The organism is Cupriavidus sp. 01L43, from assembly GCF_056399925.1.
In genome coordinates, this window is the sequence record NZ_JBFTSH010000001.1 from 619,883 (window position 1) to 637,124 (window position 17,242).

12 protein-coding genes and 6 tRNA genes are annotated in these 17,242 nt (G+C 64.4%); 12 read left to right on the plus strand and 6 right to left on the minus strand.

Annotated features, from left to right (window positions below; translation table 11 throughout):
* Window positions 1–33: 33 nt before the first annotated feature.
* Window positions 34–1,695 carry an ABC-F family ATP-binding cassette domain-containing protein gene (locus AC1DP9_RS03010; RefSeq protein ID WP_092289769.1) on the minus strand — a complete coding sequence of 554 codons (1,662 nt, stop codon included), beginning with the start codon at window positions 1,693–1,695 and terminating at the stop codon, window positions 34–36.
* A 164-nt stretch (window positions 1,696–1,859) separates the two neighbouring features.
* Window positions 1,860–2,645: an enoyl-ACP reductase FabI gene (gene fabI, locus AC1DP9_RS03015; RefSeq protein ID WP_092289767.1), complete on the minus strand. Its 786-nt coding sequence runs from the start codon at window positions 2,643–2,645 to the stop codon at window positions 1,860–1,862.
* Window positions 2,646–2,862: 217 nt separating this feature from the next.
* Between fabI and AC1DP9_RS03020 the strand changes: the two genes are divergently transcribed.
* The 5 genes from AC1DP9_RS03020 (at window position 2,863) to AC1DP9_RS03040 (ending at window position 9,661) form a co-directional block, all read left to right on the plus strand.
* The gene (locus AC1DP9_RS03020) at window positions 2,863–4,767 is read left to right on the plus strand and encodes an extracellular solute-binding protein (protein WP_092289765.1); all 1,905 of its coding nucleotides are present in this window, start codon (window positions 2,863–2,865) and stop codon (window positions 4,765–4,767) included.
* Window positions 4,768–4,792: 25 nt separating this feature from the next.
* Window positions 4,793–5,842: a microcin C ABC transporter permease YejB gene (locus AC1DP9_RS03025; protein ID WP_092289763.1), complete on the plus strand. Its 1,050-nt coding sequence runs from the start codon at window positions 4,793–4,795 to the stop codon at window positions 5,840–5,842.
* On the plus strand, window positions 5,839–6,969 hold the full coding sequence (locus tag AC1DP9_RS03030; protein ID WP_092289762.1) for an ABC transporter permease: 1,131 nt from the start codon (window positions 5,839–5,841) through the stop codon (window positions 6,967–6,969). Before AC1DP9_RS03025 ends, AC1DP9_RS03030 begins: the two co-directional genes overlap by 4 nt.
* On the plus strand, window positions 6,966–8,615 hold the full coding sequence (locus AC1DP9_RS03035) for an ABC transporter ATP-binding protein (protein ID WP_441590498.1): 1,650 nt from the start codon (window positions 6,966–6,968) through the stop codon (window positions 8,613–8,615). The genes AC1DP9_RS03030 and AC1DP9_RS03035 overlap by 4 nt, the downstream gene beginning before the upstream one ends.
* 359 nt (window positions 8,616–8,974) lie before the next feature.
* On the plus strand, window positions 8,975–9,661 hold the full coding sequence (locus AC1DP9_RS03040) for a C40 family peptidase (RefSeq protein ID WP_092289758.1): 687 nt from the start codon (window positions 8,975–8,977) through the stop codon (window positions 9,659–9,661).
* A 170-nt stretch (window positions 9,662–9,831) separates the two neighbouring features.
* On the opposite strand, the gene AC1DP9_RS03045 is transcribed toward AC1DP9_RS03040, so the two are convergent.
* Window positions 9,832–10,782: a patatin-like phospholipase family protein gene (locus AC1DP9_RS03045; protein WP_477106561.1), complete on the minus strand. Its 951-nt coding sequence runs from the start codon at window positions 10,780–10,782 to the stop codon at window positions 9,832–9,834.
* A gap of 193 nt (window positions 10,783–10,975) precedes the next feature.
* Between AC1DP9_RS03045 and gltX the strand changes: the two genes are divergently transcribed.
* From gltX to AC1DP9_RS03080, 7 genes are all read left to right on the plus strand, one after another.
* The gene (gene gltX, locus AC1DP9_RS03050; protein WP_477106562.1) at window positions 10,976–12,373 is read left to right on the plus strand and encodes a glutamate--tRNA ligase; all 1,398 of its coding nucleotides are present in this window, start codon (window positions 10,976–10,978) and stop codon (window positions 12,371–12,373) included.
* A gap of 211 nt (window positions 12,374–12,584) precedes the next feature.
* Window positions 12,585–12,660, plus strand: a tRNA-Ala gene (locus AC1DP9_RS03055).
* A 7-nt stretch (window positions 12,661–12,667) separates the two neighbouring features.
* Window positions 12,668–12,743: transfer RNA gene (locus tag AC1DP9_RS03060), tRNA-Glu, on the plus strand.
* Between the two features lie 69 nt (window positions 12,744–12,812).
* Window positions 12,813–12,889 (plus strand) — tRNA-Asp (locus AC1DP9_RS03065).
* Between the two features lie 190 nt (window positions 12,890–13,079).
* Window positions 13,080–13,155 (plus strand) — tRNA-Ala (locus tag AC1DP9_RS03070).
* A gap of 104 nt (window positions 13,156–13,259) precedes the next feature.
* A tRNA-Glu gene (locus AC1DP9_RS03075) sits at window positions 13,260–13,335 on the plus strand.
* Window positions 13,336–13,403: 68 nt separating this feature from the next.
* A tRNA-Asp gene (locus tag AC1DP9_RS03080) sits at window positions 13,404–13,480 on the plus strand.
* A 79-nt stretch (window positions 13,481–13,559) separates the two neighbouring features.
* Here the strand turns inward: AC1DP9_RS03080 and AC1DP9_RS03085 are convergent.
* From AC1DP9_RS03085 to AC1DP9_RS03095, 3 genes are all read right to left on the minus strand, one after another.
* Window positions 13,560–14,909, minus strand: a complete 1,350-nt coding sequence (locus AC1DP9_RS03085; protein ID WP_477106563.1) for an MATE family efflux transporter — start codon at window positions 14,907–14,909, stop codon at window positions 13,560–13,562.
* A gap of 83 nt (window positions 14,910–14,992) precedes the next feature.
* Window positions 14,993–16,777, minus strand: a complete 1,785-nt coding sequence (locus AC1DP9_RS03090) for an ArnT family glycosyltransferase (RefSeq protein ID WP_441590497.1) — start codon at window positions 16,775–16,777, stop codon at window positions 14,993–14,995.
* Window positions 16,778–16,910: 133 nt separating this feature from the next.
* On the minus strand, window positions 16,911–17,171 hold the full coding sequence (locus AC1DP9_RS03095; RefSeq protein WP_092289748.1) for a type B 50S ribosomal protein L31: 261 nt from the start codon (window positions 17,169–17,171) through the stop codon (window positions 16,911–16,913).
* Between the last annotated feature and the right edge of the window lie 71 nt (window positions 17,172–17,242).

Here is a 17,242-nt window from a genome sequence, read left to right on the forward strand (position 1 = left end):
CCCTGAGCGGGTATCTCAGGCGATGACCGTCGGCTATGCGGCAGCCTCCTCGCGCAGGCGACGGGCTTCGTCGCGCAGGAATTGCTGGTAGTCGTCCAGATCGCCGTCGAAAGGCTCGACGCCGCCCTTGGTGACCAGCCAGAACTCATCGCATACAGCGCGCAGCAGGGCCCGGTCGTGACTGACCAGCATCACCGTGCCTTCGAATTCGTTGAGCGCCATGCCGAGCGCTTCGCGTGTGGCCAGGTCGAGGTGGTTGGTCGGCTCGTCGAGCAGCAGCAGGTTGGGGCGCTGCCACACGATCATGCACAACACGAGCCGCGCCTTTTCGCCGCCGCTCATCGTGTGCACCGCCTGATGCACCATGTCGCCACTGAAACTGAAGGTGCCGAGGAAGGTGCGCAGGGATTGCTCGGTGCCACTCTGGCCGGGGGCGCGCATGTGCGGCGGCGTGTCCTTGGCAAGGCGGATCATGTGCTCCATCGGCGTGTCGAGCGGGCGCAGCACGTCGAGTTCCTGCTGTGCGAAGTAGCCGATGTTCAGGCCCTTGCCTTCGCTGATTTCACCGGCAACCGGCGCCAGCGCGTGCGCCACCGTCTTCACCAGCGTGGACTTGCCCTGGCCGTTCGCACCGAGAATGCCGATGCGCTGCCCCGCCAGCACGGAACGGTTGATGCCCTTCACGATGACCGTGGGCGGCGTGCCCGGGAGTGCGTCGGTCGGCGCCGGGTAGCCGAAGCTCGCGTCCAGCATCGACAACAGCGGGTTCGGGACGTTGAGAGGCTCCTTGAACTCGAACGTGAATTCCGCATCGGCAAGCACCGGGGCGATCTTCTCCATGCGTTCGAGCGCCTTGACCCGGCTCTGCGCCTGCTTCGCCTTCGAGGCCTTGGCCTTGAAACGGTCGATGAATTTCTGCAGGTGGGCGATCTTGTCGGCCTGCCTGGCCACCGCGGCCTGCTGCAATAGAAGCTGCTCGGCGCGCATGTCTTCGAACTTGCTGTAGTTGCCGCCGTAACGCACGAGCTTGGCGTTGTCGACGTGCACCGTCACCTGCGTCACGGCGTCGAGGAACTCGCGGTCGTGGCTGATCACCACCATGGTGCCCTGATAGCGCTTGAGCCAGGCTTCCAGCCAGACCAGTGCGTCGAGGTCCAAGTGATTGGTCGGTTCGTCGAGCAGCAGCAGGTCGGACGGGCACATCAGCGCGCGCGCCAGTTGCAGGCGCATGCGCCAGCCGCCGGAGAAGCTGTTGACCGGCTGGCTAAGCTGCGCACCACTGAAGCCAAGGCCCAGGATCAGCGCCTGGGCACGTGCGGGGGCATCGTGTGCACCAGCGTCGTGCAGGGCCATATAGGCGTGCGCCATGCGCATGCCATCGTCGCTGGCCTCGGCGGCGTCGACTTCGGCCTGCGCGGCCAACAGCACGGTGTCACCCTCGACGACAAAGTCGGTAGCGCTCTGCTCGGTCTCCGGCATCTCCTGCGCAACCTGGCCCATCCTCCACGCAGCAGGAATCGAGAACTCGCCGCTGTCTTCGTGCAGCGTGCCGTTGAGAAGGGCGAAGAAGGACGACTTGCCGGCGCCATTGCGGCCGACAAGACCGATCTTTTCGCCGGGGTTGAATGTGACGGACGCGCGGTCGAGCACGACATTGACGCCGCGACGCAGCGTGACATTACGAACGGAAATCATGGGGAGCCACTTCGGAGAGGACTGCCATGATAGCCGACCGGGCGTGTGACGGTCGTTATTTGTTGCGGTGCAACAATGGCAATCGGCGGAAAATCGACGATGAACGCCCAAAAAAAAGCGCCCCAACTGGGGCGCTCTTGATGGCCGCGGGCCGCGCGCCGGGATTACGCCCCCACGCCCCCCGCGCCGACGATGTTGAAGCCACCGTCGACGTAGGTGATCTCGCCCGTCACGCCGCTGGACAGATCGGACAGCAGGAAGGCGGCCACGTTGCCGACTTCGTCGATCGTCACGTTGCGGCGCAGCGGGGCGGCTTCCTCGAAATGCCTGAGGAGCTTGCCGAAGTCCTTGATGCCGGACGCAGCCAGCGTCTTGATCGGGCCTGCCGAGATGCCGTTGGCGCGGATCCCGCGCTCGCCCACGGCTTCGGCCAGGTAGCGCACGCTCGCCTCGAGCGACGCCTTGGCCAGGCCCATCGTGTTGTAGTTCGGAACCACGCGTTCGGCGCCGAGATAGGTCAGCGTGAGCAGCGATGCCTTGTCGGACAGCAGCGGCAGCGCAGCCTTGGCCAGTGCCGGGAAGCTGTAGGCCGAGATGTCATGCGCGATGCGGAAGCCTTCGCGCGACAGCCCGTCCAGGAAATTGCCGGCGATGGCTTCGCGCGGCGCAAAGCCGATCGAATGCACCAAACCGTCGAATTTTTCCCAGCGCTGCCCCAGAGCGGCGAAAGTCGCGGTAATCTGCTCATCGCTGCCCACGTCGCACTCATAGATCATGTCGGAGCCGAATTCCTTGGCGAAGTCGCTGATGCGGTCCTTGAAGCGTTCGCCGACATAGGTGAAAGCCAGCTCGGCGCCCTCGCGCTTGCACGCGGAGGCGATGCCATAGGCGATCGAGCGGTTGGACAGCAAGCCGGTGATCAGGATCCGCTTACCTGCCAGAAATCCCATAAATTCTCCAAGATATGTGAGGGTGGGGCGGGCATGTTTCATGCTCGGCCCCCGGGGCCGGTGCACGACGGGTAAAGTTCCCCGCAGTTTGTTGCGCCGCGCAGAGGGAATGTCCGGATGGCTGGGGGCCACCCGGACGCATGTAAAATTGTCGCACAACTTCGCCCGGCCACAAGACGCCGGGCATGTCCAGGTCAGAGTGGAGGTCTGCAACGGGATGCCTATTCGCGCACGTTGGCCGCTTCAGGCGGCAGGGCAGTGCTTTCGTCGTGGCGCGGTGCTGCAGAAGGTGCGGGGGCTGGCGCCATTGGCGCTTTGGATATGCGTGCTGGCCTCGGGTTTTCCCGCATTGGCGCATGCCGCGCACGGGATTGCCCTGCACGGCGACCTCAAGTATCCGGCCGATTTCAAGCAATTCGACTACGTCAACCCCGATGCGCCCCAGGGCGGCACGCTGACGCTGGCCAACCCGGACCGGCGCACGAGCTTCGACAAGTTCAATCCGTTCACGCTCAAGGGCACCTCGGCGCCCGGCCTGACCGCGCTGATGTTCGAATCGCTGTTGATCAGTAGCGCGGACGAAACCGCCAGCGCCTATGGCCTGCTGGCCGACGACGTCACCGTGGCGCCCGACGCGCTGTCCGTGACCTTCCGCATCCGACCGGAGGCGCGCTTCACCAATGGCGACCCGGTCATGGCTTCGGACGTCAAGTACTCGTACGACATGCTCATGAGCAAGTCGGCCAGCCCCGGCTACCGGAGCATGTGTACCGACGTGAAGGCCGTGGTCGTGACCGGCGAGCGCACCGTCCGCTTTGACTTCAAGCAGCGCAACACGGAATTGCCGCTGATCGTCGGTTCACTGCCCGTGTTCTCGAAGAAATGGACCGCCAAGGTGCCGTTCGACAAGCTGACCTTCGAGGAACCGATCACCAGCGGCCCCTACGTCATCGACCGCTACGACGCCGGTCGCGGCATCATTTTCAAGCGAAACCCGAGCTATTGGGGCAAGGATCTGGCGGTACGGCGCGGCACGTTCAACTTCGGCCGCGTGGTCTACCGGCTCTATAAGGACGAGACGGCCAAGCTGGAGGCGTTCAAGGCCGGCGAATTCGATGCCATTGTCGAATATCGGTCGAAAAACTGGGCGAAGAGCTATGTCGGCACGCGCTTCCGCAAAGGCGAGCTGATCAAGACCGAATTCCCCCACCGCAACGGCGCCGGCATGCAGGGTTTCGTGATGAACATGCGCAAACCGGTGTTCCAGGATGTACGCGTCCGCCGCGCGCTGATCCTGGCGCTGGACTTCGAATGGCTGAACCGCCAGTTGTTCTACGGCGCGTACAAGCGGCTGGACAGCTGGTTCTCGAACAGCGAGCTGGCCGCCAGCGCGACGTTCGACAGCCGCCCCGGTCCGGGCGAGATGGCGCTTCTGGAGCCGCTGCGCGCCCAGCTGCCGGCGGAAGTGTTCGGCCTCGATGTGGTGCAGCCCACCACCAACGCACCGCGCTCGCTGCGCGACAATCTGCGCGAAGCCCGCCGCCTGCTGGCCCAGGCCGGCTGGACCTATGAGGACGGCGCGCTGCGCAACGCCAAGCGCGAGCCGCTGGTGTTCGAATTCCTCGATGACGGCGGGGCGATGAGCCGGGTGATCACCACCTATGTGCGCAACCTGGAGAAGCTCGGCATCGAGGTGCATCAGCGCACCACCGACTTTGCGCTGTATCAAAAGCGTCTCGAGGATTTCGACTTCGACATGGTGTCGATCCGCTTCCCGGACTCGCAAAGCCCCGGCAACGAGCTGCGCGACCGCTTCACGACCGAGGCCGCGACCACGCCCGGCTCGGATAACCTGTTCGGCGTGAAATCGCCTGCCATCGACAAGCTCGTGGACCACGTGCTGCACGCGCATACGCGCGACGAACTCGTCACGGCGGGCCGCGCGCTGGACCGCGTGCTGATGCACGGGTACTACATCGTGCCGAACTGGTACAGTGCCTCGCATCGCGTGGCCTATCGCAATACGATGTCCTACCCGACCCGCCTGCCGTACTTCTATACGGCGGAGGGCTGGGTCCTCTCCAACTGGTGGCGGAACGATCTGACGCCGAAGACCCAATGACGGCACTGACGGAACCCGGACGCGCATGATTGCCTACCTGCTCAAACGCATCCTGCTGATGATTCCGACCCTGATCGGGGTCATTACGCTGACTTTCGTCGTGATCCAGTTCGTGCCGGGCGGCCCGGTCGAGCAGATGATGCTCGAACTCAAGGGGCGCGGCGGTGGCGGGGAGGCCAGCGGTGGCGGGGCGGAATACCGCGGCCGGCGCGGCGTGGACCCGGACAAAATCAAGGAAATCCAGGCGCTCTATGGCTTCGACAAGCCGCCGATCGAGCGCTATTTCATGATGCTGAAGCGCTTCGCCCAGTTCGACCTGGGCCAGAGCTACTTCCAGCACCGCAGCGTCTGGGAACTGGTGAAGTCGAAACTGCCGGTGTCGATCAGCCTCGGGCTCTGGACGTTTTTTCTGACTTATCTGATATCGGTCCCGCTTGGGATCTCGAAAGCGATCCGGGCGGGCAGCAGATTCGATGTGATCAGCAGCATGATCGTGCTGGTGGGCTACGCGATTCCGGGCTTCGTGCTCGGGGTGCTGCTGCTGGTGCTGTTCGGTGGTGGCACGTTCGTCCAGTGGTTCCCGCTGCGCGGGCTGACGTCCGACAATTGGGACCAGCTCACGCTGATGGGCAAGGTCATGGACTACCTCTGGCACCTGGTGCTGCCGATCACGGCGTCGGTGGTGGGCAGCTTCGCCGTCATCACCATGCTGACCAAGAACGCGTTCCTGGAAGAAATCCGCAAGCAGTACGTGCTGACCGCGCGGGCCAAGGGCCTGGCGGAGCGGCGCGTGCTCTGGAAACACGTGTTCCGCAACGCGCTGATCCCGCTCGTCACCGGCTTCCCGGCGGCGTTCATCGGCGCGTTCTTCACCGGCTCGCTGCTGATCGAGACACTGTTCTCGCTCGACGGGCTGGGCCTGTTGTCCTATGAAGCCGTGCTGCGCCGTGACTACCCGGTCGTGCTCGGCACGCTCTACCTGTTCACGCTGATCGGGCTGGTGACGCGCCTGATTTCGGATGTCTGCTACGTGATGGTCGACCCGCGCATTCACTTCGAGGGCATGCACCGATGAGCATTCTCTCCCACGGCGCGGTGCCCAACGGGCTGCCGCACTCGCCGTCGCCGCGCCAGCGCGCGTGGCAACGCTTCCGCCGCAACCGGCTGGGCTACTGGAGCCTGATCCTGTTCGTGGTGATCTTCGTCCTGAGCCTGTGTGCCGAGGTGCTGTCGAGCGACCGCCCGCTGGTGGTGCGCTACAAGGGCGAGTACTACTTCCCGATCGTCAAGGTCTACCCGGAAACCACGTTCGACGGCGATTTCCCGACCCGTACCGACTACCTCGATCCCTTCATCCGCGAACGGATCACCACGCACGGCAATTTCGCGGTGTTCCCGGTGAATCAGTATTCCTACGATTCGCTGAACTACTTCGCCAAGGAGCCGAATCCGGCGCCCCCCTCGTCCGAGAACTGGCTGGGCACCGACGATCGCGGCCGGGACGTGCTGGCGCGCCTGATCTACGGCTTCCGCGTGTCCGTGCTGTTCGGCATGGCGCTGACGATCATCGGCGTACTGGTCGGCACGCTTACCGGGGCGCTGATGGGCTTTTTTGGTGGGCGTTTCGACCTGTTCTCGCAGCGCGCCATCGAGATCTGGAGCTCGATGCCCGAGCTGTACCTGCTGATTATCTTCGCGTCGATCTTCGAGCCGAGCCTGGCGCTGCTGATCATCCTGCTGTCGCTGTTCGGCTGGATGGGGCTGTCCGATTACGTACGGGCCGAGTTCTACCGCAACCGCTCGCTCGACTATGTGAAGGCGGCGCGCGCGCTGGGCCTGTCCAATGTCCAGATCATGTGGCGCCATATCCTGCCGAACAGCCTGACGCCGGTCATCACCTTTCTGCCGTTCCGGATGAGCGCTGCCATCCTGGCGCTGACCAGCCTCGACTTCCTGGGTCTGGGCGTGCCGCCGACGACGCCGAGCCTGGGCGAGCTGCTGGCGCAGGGCAAGGGCAACCTCGATGCCTGGTGGATTTCGCTGTCCACGTTCGCGGTGCTCGTTATCACGTTGTTGCTGCTGACCTTTATGGGCGACGCGCTGCGGGACGCCTTCGATACGCGCCTGGGGCTGGCCCAGTTGCGTGGTCGTGTGGAGCCTAAGGCGCCTGCGGGAAGTCCCGCTGCGGAGGCCGTGCAATGAGCCTCGCCGCAACGTTTCCTGACGCCGTGGCCCCGCCGGCGCCCGGCACGCAATTGATGTGTGTGGACCGACTGTCGGTGACCTTCGGCGAGGGCGAGCACGCCACGCGCGCCGTGCGCGAGGTCAGCTTCGACCTGCGCGCCGGCGAGCGCTACGCGCTGGTGGGTGAGTCCGGCTCGGGCAAGACCGTGACCGCGCTGGCCATGCTCCGGCTGGTTGGCGACGCCCACTACCAGGGCGCCATTCGCTTCGAAGGCCAGGACTTGCTGCGCGTGTCCGGCCGCGAGATGCGGCGCATCCGCGGGTCCGAGATCGCCATGATCTTCCAGGAGCCGATGACGGCCCTGAACCCGCTTTACACCATCGGCAACCAGATCGTGGAGACGCTGGCGCTGCACGAGGGCCTGGACCGCCGCGCCGCGCGCGACCGTGCCATCGCGCTGCTCGAGCGAACCGGCATCAGCGACGCTGCCAACCGTTTCAACAGCTTCCCGCATCAGCTTTCGGGCGGCCAGCGCCAGCGCGCGATGATCGCCATGGCCCTGGCCTGCCGGCCCAAGCTGCTGCTGGCCGACGAGCCGACCACGGCGCTCGACGTGACCATCCGCGCTCAGATCCTGGATCTGCTGCGCGACCTCCAGGCCGAGTTCGGCATGGCGGTGATGCTGATCACCCATGACCTGAACCTCGTGCGGGCGTTCGCGCAGCGTGTGGGGGTGATGGAGAAGGGCGTGCTGGTGGAGTCTGGCGAGACGGCCGAGGTGTTCGGCAATCCGCGCCATCCGTACACGCGCAAGCTGATCGACAGCCGCCCGCGCCGCGAGGTGCTGCCGCTGGTGCCACTGGCGCCGGTGCTGCTGGAGACCGATGCGCTCTGCGTCAACTACGCCAAGAAGCGCGCCGGGTTTGCCGGCTGGTTCTCGAAGGAGCAGTTCGCGGCCGTGAAGGACGTGAACCTGCAATTGCGCGAAGGCGAGACTGTCGGCATCGTCGGCGAGTCCGGCTCCGGCAAGACCACGCTGGCTCACGCCGTGCTGGCGCTCCAGCGCCAGAGTAGCGGGGCGATCCGCTTCCTGGGGCGTGCGTTCGACGCCTGCACGCACAAGGAGCGCAGTGCGCTGCGGTCGCGCATGCAGGTGGTATTCCAGGACCCGTTCGGCTCGCTGTCGCCCCGGATGACCATCGAACAGATCGTGGGTGAGGGCCTCGCCCTCCATCAGCCGGGGCTGTCGCCCGAGGCGATGCGCGAGCGCGTGATCGAGGCCCTGCGGGAGGTCGGGATGGACCGGACGGCGCTGGGCCGTTATCCGCACGAGTTCTCTGGCGGACAGCGGCAACGCATCGCCATCGCGCGAGTTTTGATCCTCAAGCCGCAGGTTCTGGTGCTAGATGAGCCGACTTCTGCACTTGACGTCTCGATCCAGCAACAGGTGCTGGCGCTGCTTTCCCAGCTCCAGCACAAGTACAACCTCAGCTATCTGTTCATCAGCCATGATCTAGCGGTGATTCGTGCGATGGCGCACCGCGTCGTCGTGATGAAAAATGGTGAAGTGGTCGAAGCGGGTGAGACGGAAACCGTACTCGGCGCACCGCAGCATCCGTATACGCGCAAGCTGATGGCGGCCGCACAGTTAGGGGTCGTCTGAATGATGTGCGGCGCAGCACGCATGCCGCACTAGCATGACAGCGCGATGTATCACATCGCCGTTATGCGGAATACGAGAAAAAAGATACGTTTTTCACGCTAGCTCATTGATTTGGCTGCGATTTCGGGCGAATTTGTAACCATCTTTGACACGATAATGACAGTCATTTACTATCCCGCGATACCTATTTTGGGGGGTGGTCTGTCGGTCGCATGCTGACCTTTGGGAAGGTCAACCACGCATGCGAATCGTGCACGGTACGCTGGCATATGTCTTGCGTACATACCGCCCTGATGTCTAGCGTTTGTCCGGCAATGTCTGACATGCCGGTCAGATAAGTCCGATTATCAGGAGAACCAATGCAACGAACGGTACTTCATTCCCTGGCGCGCGCCGCTATTGGAATTGCCATTGCATGCGGTGCGACTGTGTCGAATGGAGTGCTGGCGGATACGGTGTTCAAGGACCCGGACGCCCGGATCGACGCCCGCGCGGAACTGAGCGCGGATGCCCATCCGGAAGGCAAGCGTGGCTTGCTGTCGTCGGTGATGAACTCCACCAGCAACGTTGCCAGCAAGGCTGGCGACCTGGTCATGAACGCGCTGGGCCTGATTGGCGTGCGTTACCGCTTCGGCGGTAACAGCCCCGAATCCGGCCTGGACTGCAGCGGCTTCGTCCGCTACGTGTTCAACGACACCTTCGGCTTCGTGTTGCCGCGTCGCTCTGTCGAAATCAGCAAGGTTGGCACCACTGTGGCGGTCAACGAACTGCGTCCGGGTGACCTGGTGTTCTTCAACACCATGCGTCATACGTTCTCGCACGTCGGCATCTATATTGGCGACAACAAGTTCGTGCACGCGCCGTCCACCGGCAGCAAGATCCGCGTGGACGACATGCGTGCCAGCTACTGGGTGACACGCTACAACGGCGCGCGACGCATCGACGATGCCCAGCGCGGCGACGCCGACAACGGCATGGGCAACATGGTCGAGACGCTCAAGCGCTTCGACCCGGCTGCCCAGGGTCGGTCGCTGTACGGCGGCTGAACCGGCTGCTCGCCAAACAAAAAGGACTGCCTCGGCAGTCCTTTTTTATCGGGCTCGACATACAAATAAGACAAATACCCCACTAAAGGGTGACATGATGCGTCACATGAAGTGACACGAATTGTCACGAAGCGAGCCCATGTCCTGACAAGGATTGTCGTTTTACCCCACTATTGGGTGGTAACAATGCCGGTTGGCAGCGGGCGCGTACGGGCGAGAGCGAGCTTGTCGCGCAGGCTCGCCAGCACTGCCGCCGTGGCTTGCTCGCCGGCCAGGATCGCGCGGTTGCGCGCCGTGAAGTCGCTGCCGCTCATGTCGGGCAGGTCAGGGCGGATCACGATGTCCGCGCGCGCCAGCGCCATCTTGTTGATCGACTGACCCATGATGGCCGTGGTCTGCAGCAGCACGCCGCTCTGGCCGCCATTCTTCTGGCTCGACGGATCGGCCGAGATATTCACCGCGATCACGAACTCGGCGCCCATCTCGCGCGCCGCATCCACTGGCACCGGCTCCACCAGCCCGCCATCAACATAGTCATGGCCCTGGATCGACACCGGCTGGAACACGCCCGGCACGCTGCTGGACGCGCGCACGGCCTGGCCGGTATTGCCGCGCCGGAACAGGATCCGCTCGCCGGTCTTGAGATCGGTGGCGACGATGCCCAGCGGCAGCTTCATCTGTTCGATGGTGCGCTGCTTGACCAGCCGGTTCACATAGTTCTGCAGCGCCTCGCCCTTGAGCCAGCCACCGAACTTGGTGCCGAACGGCAGCGCCCAGTCGGCGATGGACGCCTCGTCCATGGTCAGGGCGAGCTTGTTCAGCGTGAAGCCATCCATGCCGGACGCGTAGAGCGCCGCCACCACCGACCCGGCACTGGTACCCGTGACGATATCGGGATGGATACCCTGCGCCTCGAGCGCCTTGATCACGCCGATATGTGCAAAGCCGCGCGCCGCGCCGCCGCCCAGCGCCAGGCCGATGCGCACCGGGCGCGGCGGCAGCGTGGCCACCGGCGGCGTGACGACGGGCTGGGTCGGCAGGGTGGGGGGCGGCTTCGGGCCGGTGGAGCAGGCCGCCAGCAGCATCGCCGCGGAGGCGCCCAGGAAATGGCGTCGTTTCATCGAGGAACGGGAATCTACGGGAAGTGATGCCGGCGCCGTGCGAGGCGGCATCCGAGGTCTCAGACCGGTGGCAGGATAAATGATTCCGGCCGGCGCGTAGCGAAAAAGCGGCGGCGGGCAGGGCGTATAATGCGCCATTCCTCGAATCTGGCCTGCGCGCCGCTGTGCGCGGGCCTTTTTGTTTCTCTCCGCCATGACACAACGCGTCCGCACCCGCTTCGCGCCGAGCCCGACCGGGTTCATCCACCTCGGCAACATCCGCTCCGCGCTCTATCCGTGGGCCTTCGCCCGCCGCATGCAGGGCGATTTCATCCTGCGCATCGAGGATACCGATGTCGAGCGGTCGTCCCAGGAGGCCGTCGACGTGATCCTGGAGTCCATGGCCTGGCTCGACATGGACATCGACGAAGGTCCGTTCTACCAGATGCAGCGCATGGACCGCTATCGCGCGGTGGTGCAGCAGATGATGGAGACCGGCCTCGCGTACCACTGCTACATGAGCACCGAGGAACTGGACGCGCTGCGCGAAGCCCAGCGCGCCGCCGGCGAGAAGCCGCGCTACAACGGCTTCTGGCGCCCCGAGCCGGGCAAGGTCCTGCCCGAGCCGCCGGCCGGCGTGCAACCCGTGGTGCGTTTCAAGAACCCGATCGGCGGCAGCGTGGTCTGGGACGACGCCGTGAAGGGCCGCATCGAGATCTCCAACGACGAGCTGGACGACCTGGTGATCGCCCGCCCCGACGGCACGCCGACATACAACTTCTGCGTCGTGGTCGATGACCTCGACATGAAGGTCACCCACGTGATCCGCGGCGACGACCACGTCAACAACACGCCGCGCCAGATCAACATCATTCGTGCGATGGGCGGCCACGTGCCGGTCTACGCGCACCTGCCGACCGTGCTGAACGAGCAGGGCGAGAAGATGAGCAAGCGCCATGGCGCGATGCCCGTGACCGGCTACCGCGACGAGGGCTACCTGCCCGAGGCCGTGCTGAACTACCTCGCGCGCTTGGGCTGGGCGCATGGTGATGCCGAGATCTTCTCGCGCGAGCAGTTCATCGAGTGGTTCGACCTGGAGCACCTGGGCAAGTCGCCGGCGCAGTACAACCCGGAAAAGCTGGCTTGGCTCAACAACCACTACATCAAGGTGGGCGATAACGCCCGTCTGGCCGATCTGACGCGCCCCTTCATCGAGGCGCTGGGCGGCAAGGTGGACGGCGCGAGCCTGGCCGACGTGATCGCGCTGGTCAAGGATCGCGCCAATACGCTGAAGGAAGTGGCCCAGGCCGCGATGCTGTTCTATCGCGGCGAGCCGCAGGCGGATGCCGCGCTGCGCACCGAGCACCTGACCGACGAGATCCGTCCGGCACTGCAGGCGCTGGCCGCGCAACTGGCCGCGCTGCCTGAGTGGAAGCGCGAGGGCATCAGCGCCACGTTCAAGGCAGTGCTGGCCGAATTCGGCCTGAAGATGCCGAAGCTGGCTATGCCGGTGCGCCTGCTGGTGGCGGGGCAGTTGCAGACGCCGGGCATCGACGCGGTGCTGGAACTGTTCGGCCGCGAGACGGTGCTGCGCCGCCTTGCGGCAGCCTGAGAAAAGTGCGGAAAAATCTCGGCAGGGGCTTGCGCTCGGGCCGGGATTTCAGCATAATCTCCTTCTCCCTGCCGCGCGGCAAAAACCACGCGGATCGGTTGAAAGGCCGAAAAAGGGACTTGCAAAGCGGTTGGATTGCTATATAATCTCGGCTTCGCCGGAATCGTAGTAAATCCCGCGACAGCAAGAAGCAGTAAATGACAGTAACATTGGGGCTATAGCTCAGCTGGGAGAGCGCTTGCATGGCATGCAAGAGGTCAGCGGTTCGATCCCGCTTAGCTCCACCAAGTTTCTGTCCCCTTCGTCTAGAGGCCTAGGACATCACCCTTTCACGGTGAGTACAGGGGTTCGAATCCCCTAGGGGACGCCAAAACAGTAGGGCGTAATCAAACGTCCAGCTAGTCGTCCGAAGCAATAGCTTCGAGCGGCGAACCAACACGGAGCGGTAGTTCAGTTGGTTAGAATACCGGCCTGTCACGCCGGGGGTCGCGGGTTCGAGTCCCGTCCGCTCCGCCAAAACTGAGCCCGCTTGGGTAAAACCAAGCGGGTTTTTCTTTGGGTGAGAGGTTGATTATCTGATAATCGCCTCGCGGTTTTTAGCGAAAGCAAATGCCACATGGCAGTTGCACTTCGAAAGAAAATCGTAATATAATCGCGGTTTCGCTGAAACGCGATTATGCAGTACTGGTAGTAAAAGGAGTACCACGGGGCTATAGCTCAGCTGGGAGAGCGCTTGCATGGCATGCAAGAGGTCAGCGGTTCGATCCCGCTTAGCTCCACCAAGGATTTCGAGGCACCGACCCAGCAAAAAAGTGCCTCAGTCGTTGAAAAGTCTGTTACAGTTACGGACTTCGCAGCGCAGACGGAAACGTTGCAACAAGTTTCTGTCCCCTTCGTCTAGAGGCCTAGGACATCACCCTTTCACGGTGAGTACAGGGGTTCGAATCCCCTAGGGGACGCCAAAACAGCAGGGCGTAATCAAACGTCTAGCTAGTCGTCCGAAGCAATAGCTTCGAGCGGCAACCAACACGGAGCGGTAGTTCAGTTGGTTAGAATACCGGCCTGTCACGCCGGGGGTCGCGGGTTCGAGTCCCGTCCGCTCCGCCAATATTAAAAATGCCTGCGCAAGCAGGCATTTTTTTTGTCCTTCGCTTCCCGTTATTGCATTGCGTGACCCGCCTTTAAATCATGCGGGTTTGCTCACCCGCATGAAATACCGTACCAGCAGCGTGCCGGCCAAGGCCAGGCTGATACTGTTGCCGAACCAGAAACCGACGGCGCCGCGTGTCCACTCGGGTAGCGCGTCGATCAAGCCGAATCCCATCACATACCCACTACCCAGCCCCACGCCCCACAGCGATCCTGCGTAGATCAACGTCGGAATCAGGGCGATCTTGTACGCGCGCAGGATGAAGGCGGTCATGACCTGTACCGCGTCAAATGCCTGATAGAACGCGACGAACAGCATCAACGGCAGTGCCTTGGTGACTACAGTCGGATCCTTGGCGTAGGCCTGCAGCAGCGGCTCGCGGAGCAGCCACAGCAGGGCGCCTGTCAGCAGCGCCAGCCCGGCCCCGAAGCGGATGCCGCGCCACGCCAGCCGGCGTGCCCCAGCCAAGTCACGCGCGCCAATCGACTGGGCCACCAGCGTGGACGTGGCAATCGCCAGAGAGAGCGGCATCATGTACGCTACCGCGCTCAGATTGGCGATGATCTGATGCCCGGCCAGCGTCTCGGTACCGAGTCGTGTGATGAAGATCGACATCAGCGTGAACGAGGTGATCTCGATCAGATAGGTCAGCCCCATCGGCACGCCCAGCCGCAGCAGCGGGCGGATCTTGCTCCAGTTTGGCCACTCCCAGCCGGCAAAAAGCGCCAGCGGCCGGTAGGCGGCGCCGGTGCGCAGGATCAGCAGGCCGGCGATGCACCAGGTCCAGCTGATCAGCGTGGAGGCCAGTGCGCAGCCCGGACCGCCCATCGGCGCCAGCCCCAGTCCCCCATGAATGAACCACGCGTTGAGCGGCACCTTCATCGCCAGCCCGGCGATCTGGAGCACCGTCACCATGATCGGCCGCGACAGCGCGTTGTTCAGCGCCATATAGATGCGGAAGCTCAGCGCGGCCGGCAGGCCGAACGCCACGATATGAAGATAGTGCGAGGCCTTCTCGACCAGCTCAGGCGGCGCCTTGGCAAACGTGAGCAGCGGCCCAGGGAACAGCAGCAACAGCATGCCCGGCACGGCCAGTGCCACACCCAGCCACGCGGCCTGGCGCACTTCGCTGCCAATCTCGGCGGTGCGGCCCGCGCCATAGAGTTGGCCGGCGATGGGTGCCAGCGCCTGGAGTACCCCCATCAGGCTGATATAGATGGTGATGTAGATGGAGCCGCCCAGGCCCACGGCGGCGAGGTCGGTAGCGGAGGCGCGCCCGGCCATCACCGTATCGATGACGCCGAAGGCCACCACCGCGAGTTGTCCGACCAGGACGGGCGCGGCGAGGTGGAGGATGCGGCGAATGTCTTGCAGCGCGCTGCTCATTGTTCTTGTCGGAAAGCATGGCGCGCCGGCCCAGTCGTGAGTCCGGCGCGTGAGGGGGGGCGAGGGGCGTCCTGCGCGGAGGATTAAGGCTGGCGCGGCAGGCGGCGCGGCACCGTGGGCCGGGGCGGCGCAGCGCGGCCAACATCGACCAGGCGGTACAGGCGGAAGCGCTCGTCCCGGTCCGCAGGCCGGCGGCCTTCCCAGACCAGCCGCCATTCGAAGTGCGAAATGTTGCCGGGCGGGCCGTAATCCACGGCGTCGTGGCGCAGCAGCACGTCGCAGCCGTCATCGGGCCCGCCAAAGCGGATATGGCCGTAATACGAGAACGACGCCAGTTGCGCATTCCCCATGCGGATCGGCTGCACGCAGGTATAGGTCGACGGTAGCGCCATCGAGGCGGCCTGCGCCACATCGCGATAAGTCTTGGCGTAGTTGATGGCGGGCAGCCACAGCGTCATGGCCATCACCCACATCAGCGTCGTGCCGGCGGCCGAGATCACCACCGGGCGCCAGATCTGCTTGGGCGCACGCGACAGCCGCCAACGCACCACCAGTACCCAGGCCAGCGTCACCGCCAGCGCGATCACCACCGCGCTCCAGGTGAACGAGTGCTGGAAGCCCGGAATCAGCCGGTACACGTTGTTGGCGATCTTGGGCGGAAAACCGGTCGTGCGGGCGATCCACATGAACCAGAGGAAGCCGCAGAAGATCGTGAAGAACAGCAGGGCGAACCAGTCGATCGCGTTGATTACGCCACGCGCCAGCGTGGGCAATGCGAAGGCAGCCAGCACGGCCATCGGCGGCAGCAACAGGATGAACTGCACGTCGCCGGGGCTGCGTTGCAGCACCAGCAACAGGAGCAGTGTCGTCAGCATCGACAGCGGCAGCGCCACGTGGGCCGCGCGCCGCATGCCACGCCACGACAACCACGCCCAGACGGCCACCGGCCAGACCGGCCACGCGAACAGGAACAGATTTCGTGCGATGAAGCCGGCCGCGGCCAGTGACGGCCCGCCATAGGTGCGACGGTCGTAGCGGGCCCACTCGCGGATGAAGGTGACAGCCTCGTCGCGGTCGGCCGCGCCCAGGTACACCATCGCCATCCACGCGCCGACGATGGCCAGCGCCAGCGGCAGGCCAATCCCCGCCAGCCACTTCGCGGGCAGCGGCCGGCAGGCCACGGCGGCAAGGGCCGTGGCGAGCAGCAGGGCGGCGGCCAGGATCGGCCCGCTGGACAGGCACAGCGCGCCCAGCCCCACGCCGTACCAGAGGCTGCCCTGCACGGGCTTGTCCAGGCTGCGCACCAGCCCGTACAGCATGAAGGCGATAAAGCAGACCTGGCCGACCTGCGCCGTGGTTTCGTGCCCGCGCATCGCCAGCCCCACGCATGCCAGGAACAGCAGCAGCGCGCCATCGGCCAGCGCACGGCCATAGGAGCGCGCATCGGGCTGGCCGCCGAACGCGAACGCGAACGGCTGCACTTCGTCGCGCCGGCCGAGCAGGTAGGTGGAATACCAGATGAAGGCGCAGGTGCCGAAGTAGAACAGCGCCGTGGCCAGCCGCGACGCGTCCGGGGCGCCGAGCCAGCCGCCAAACAGCCGGATCATGATGCCGCCGAGCCAGAACACCAGCGGGCCGTCCTCGCTGAACGGCCGGCCGGCGATGTTCGGCATCAGCCAGTCCTGTGTACCGCCGGTGGCGAGCTGCCACATCACGCCGAAGCCCGCGGCATCCTCGTTCTTCCACGGATCGCGGCCGAACAGGCCGGCCAGCCCGTAGATGATGCAGATGGCCAGCAGCAGGGCGCGCGGCAGCGCGCCGGTGGCGGCGGCGGTCAGGTGGACGGGAGAGGTCTTGGCTTGACTCATCGGCGGTGAAATCGTAGGCAGCAACAATCGGCTGCACAAAAGCAAAGAGGCAGCCGATGCTGCCTCTTTGTCAGGTCGCGCGCGGCGGGAGCATCTGTTCCCTCGTGCGCGGCATGCTCGCGGCTCCGCGAGATTACTTCTTCATCGTGCTCAGCTTGCTGCCGAACTTCTGACGGAACTTCTCGACGCGGCCGGCCGTGTCCATGATCTTCTGGGTGCCGGTGTAGAACGGGTGCGATTCCGACGACACTTCGATCTTGGCCAGCGGGTAGGTCTTGCCGTCGTGTTCGATCGTGTCCTTGGTCTGGATCGTCGAGCGGGTCACGAACTTGAAGTCGTTCGACACGTCGTGGAACAGGACTTCGCGATAATTCGGGTGAATGCCTTCTTTCATGGTGCTTCCTTTCAGGTTGGGTAGCCAGTCCGCTCATGTCTGCCGCGTGCGTGCATCGGATGACGAATGCT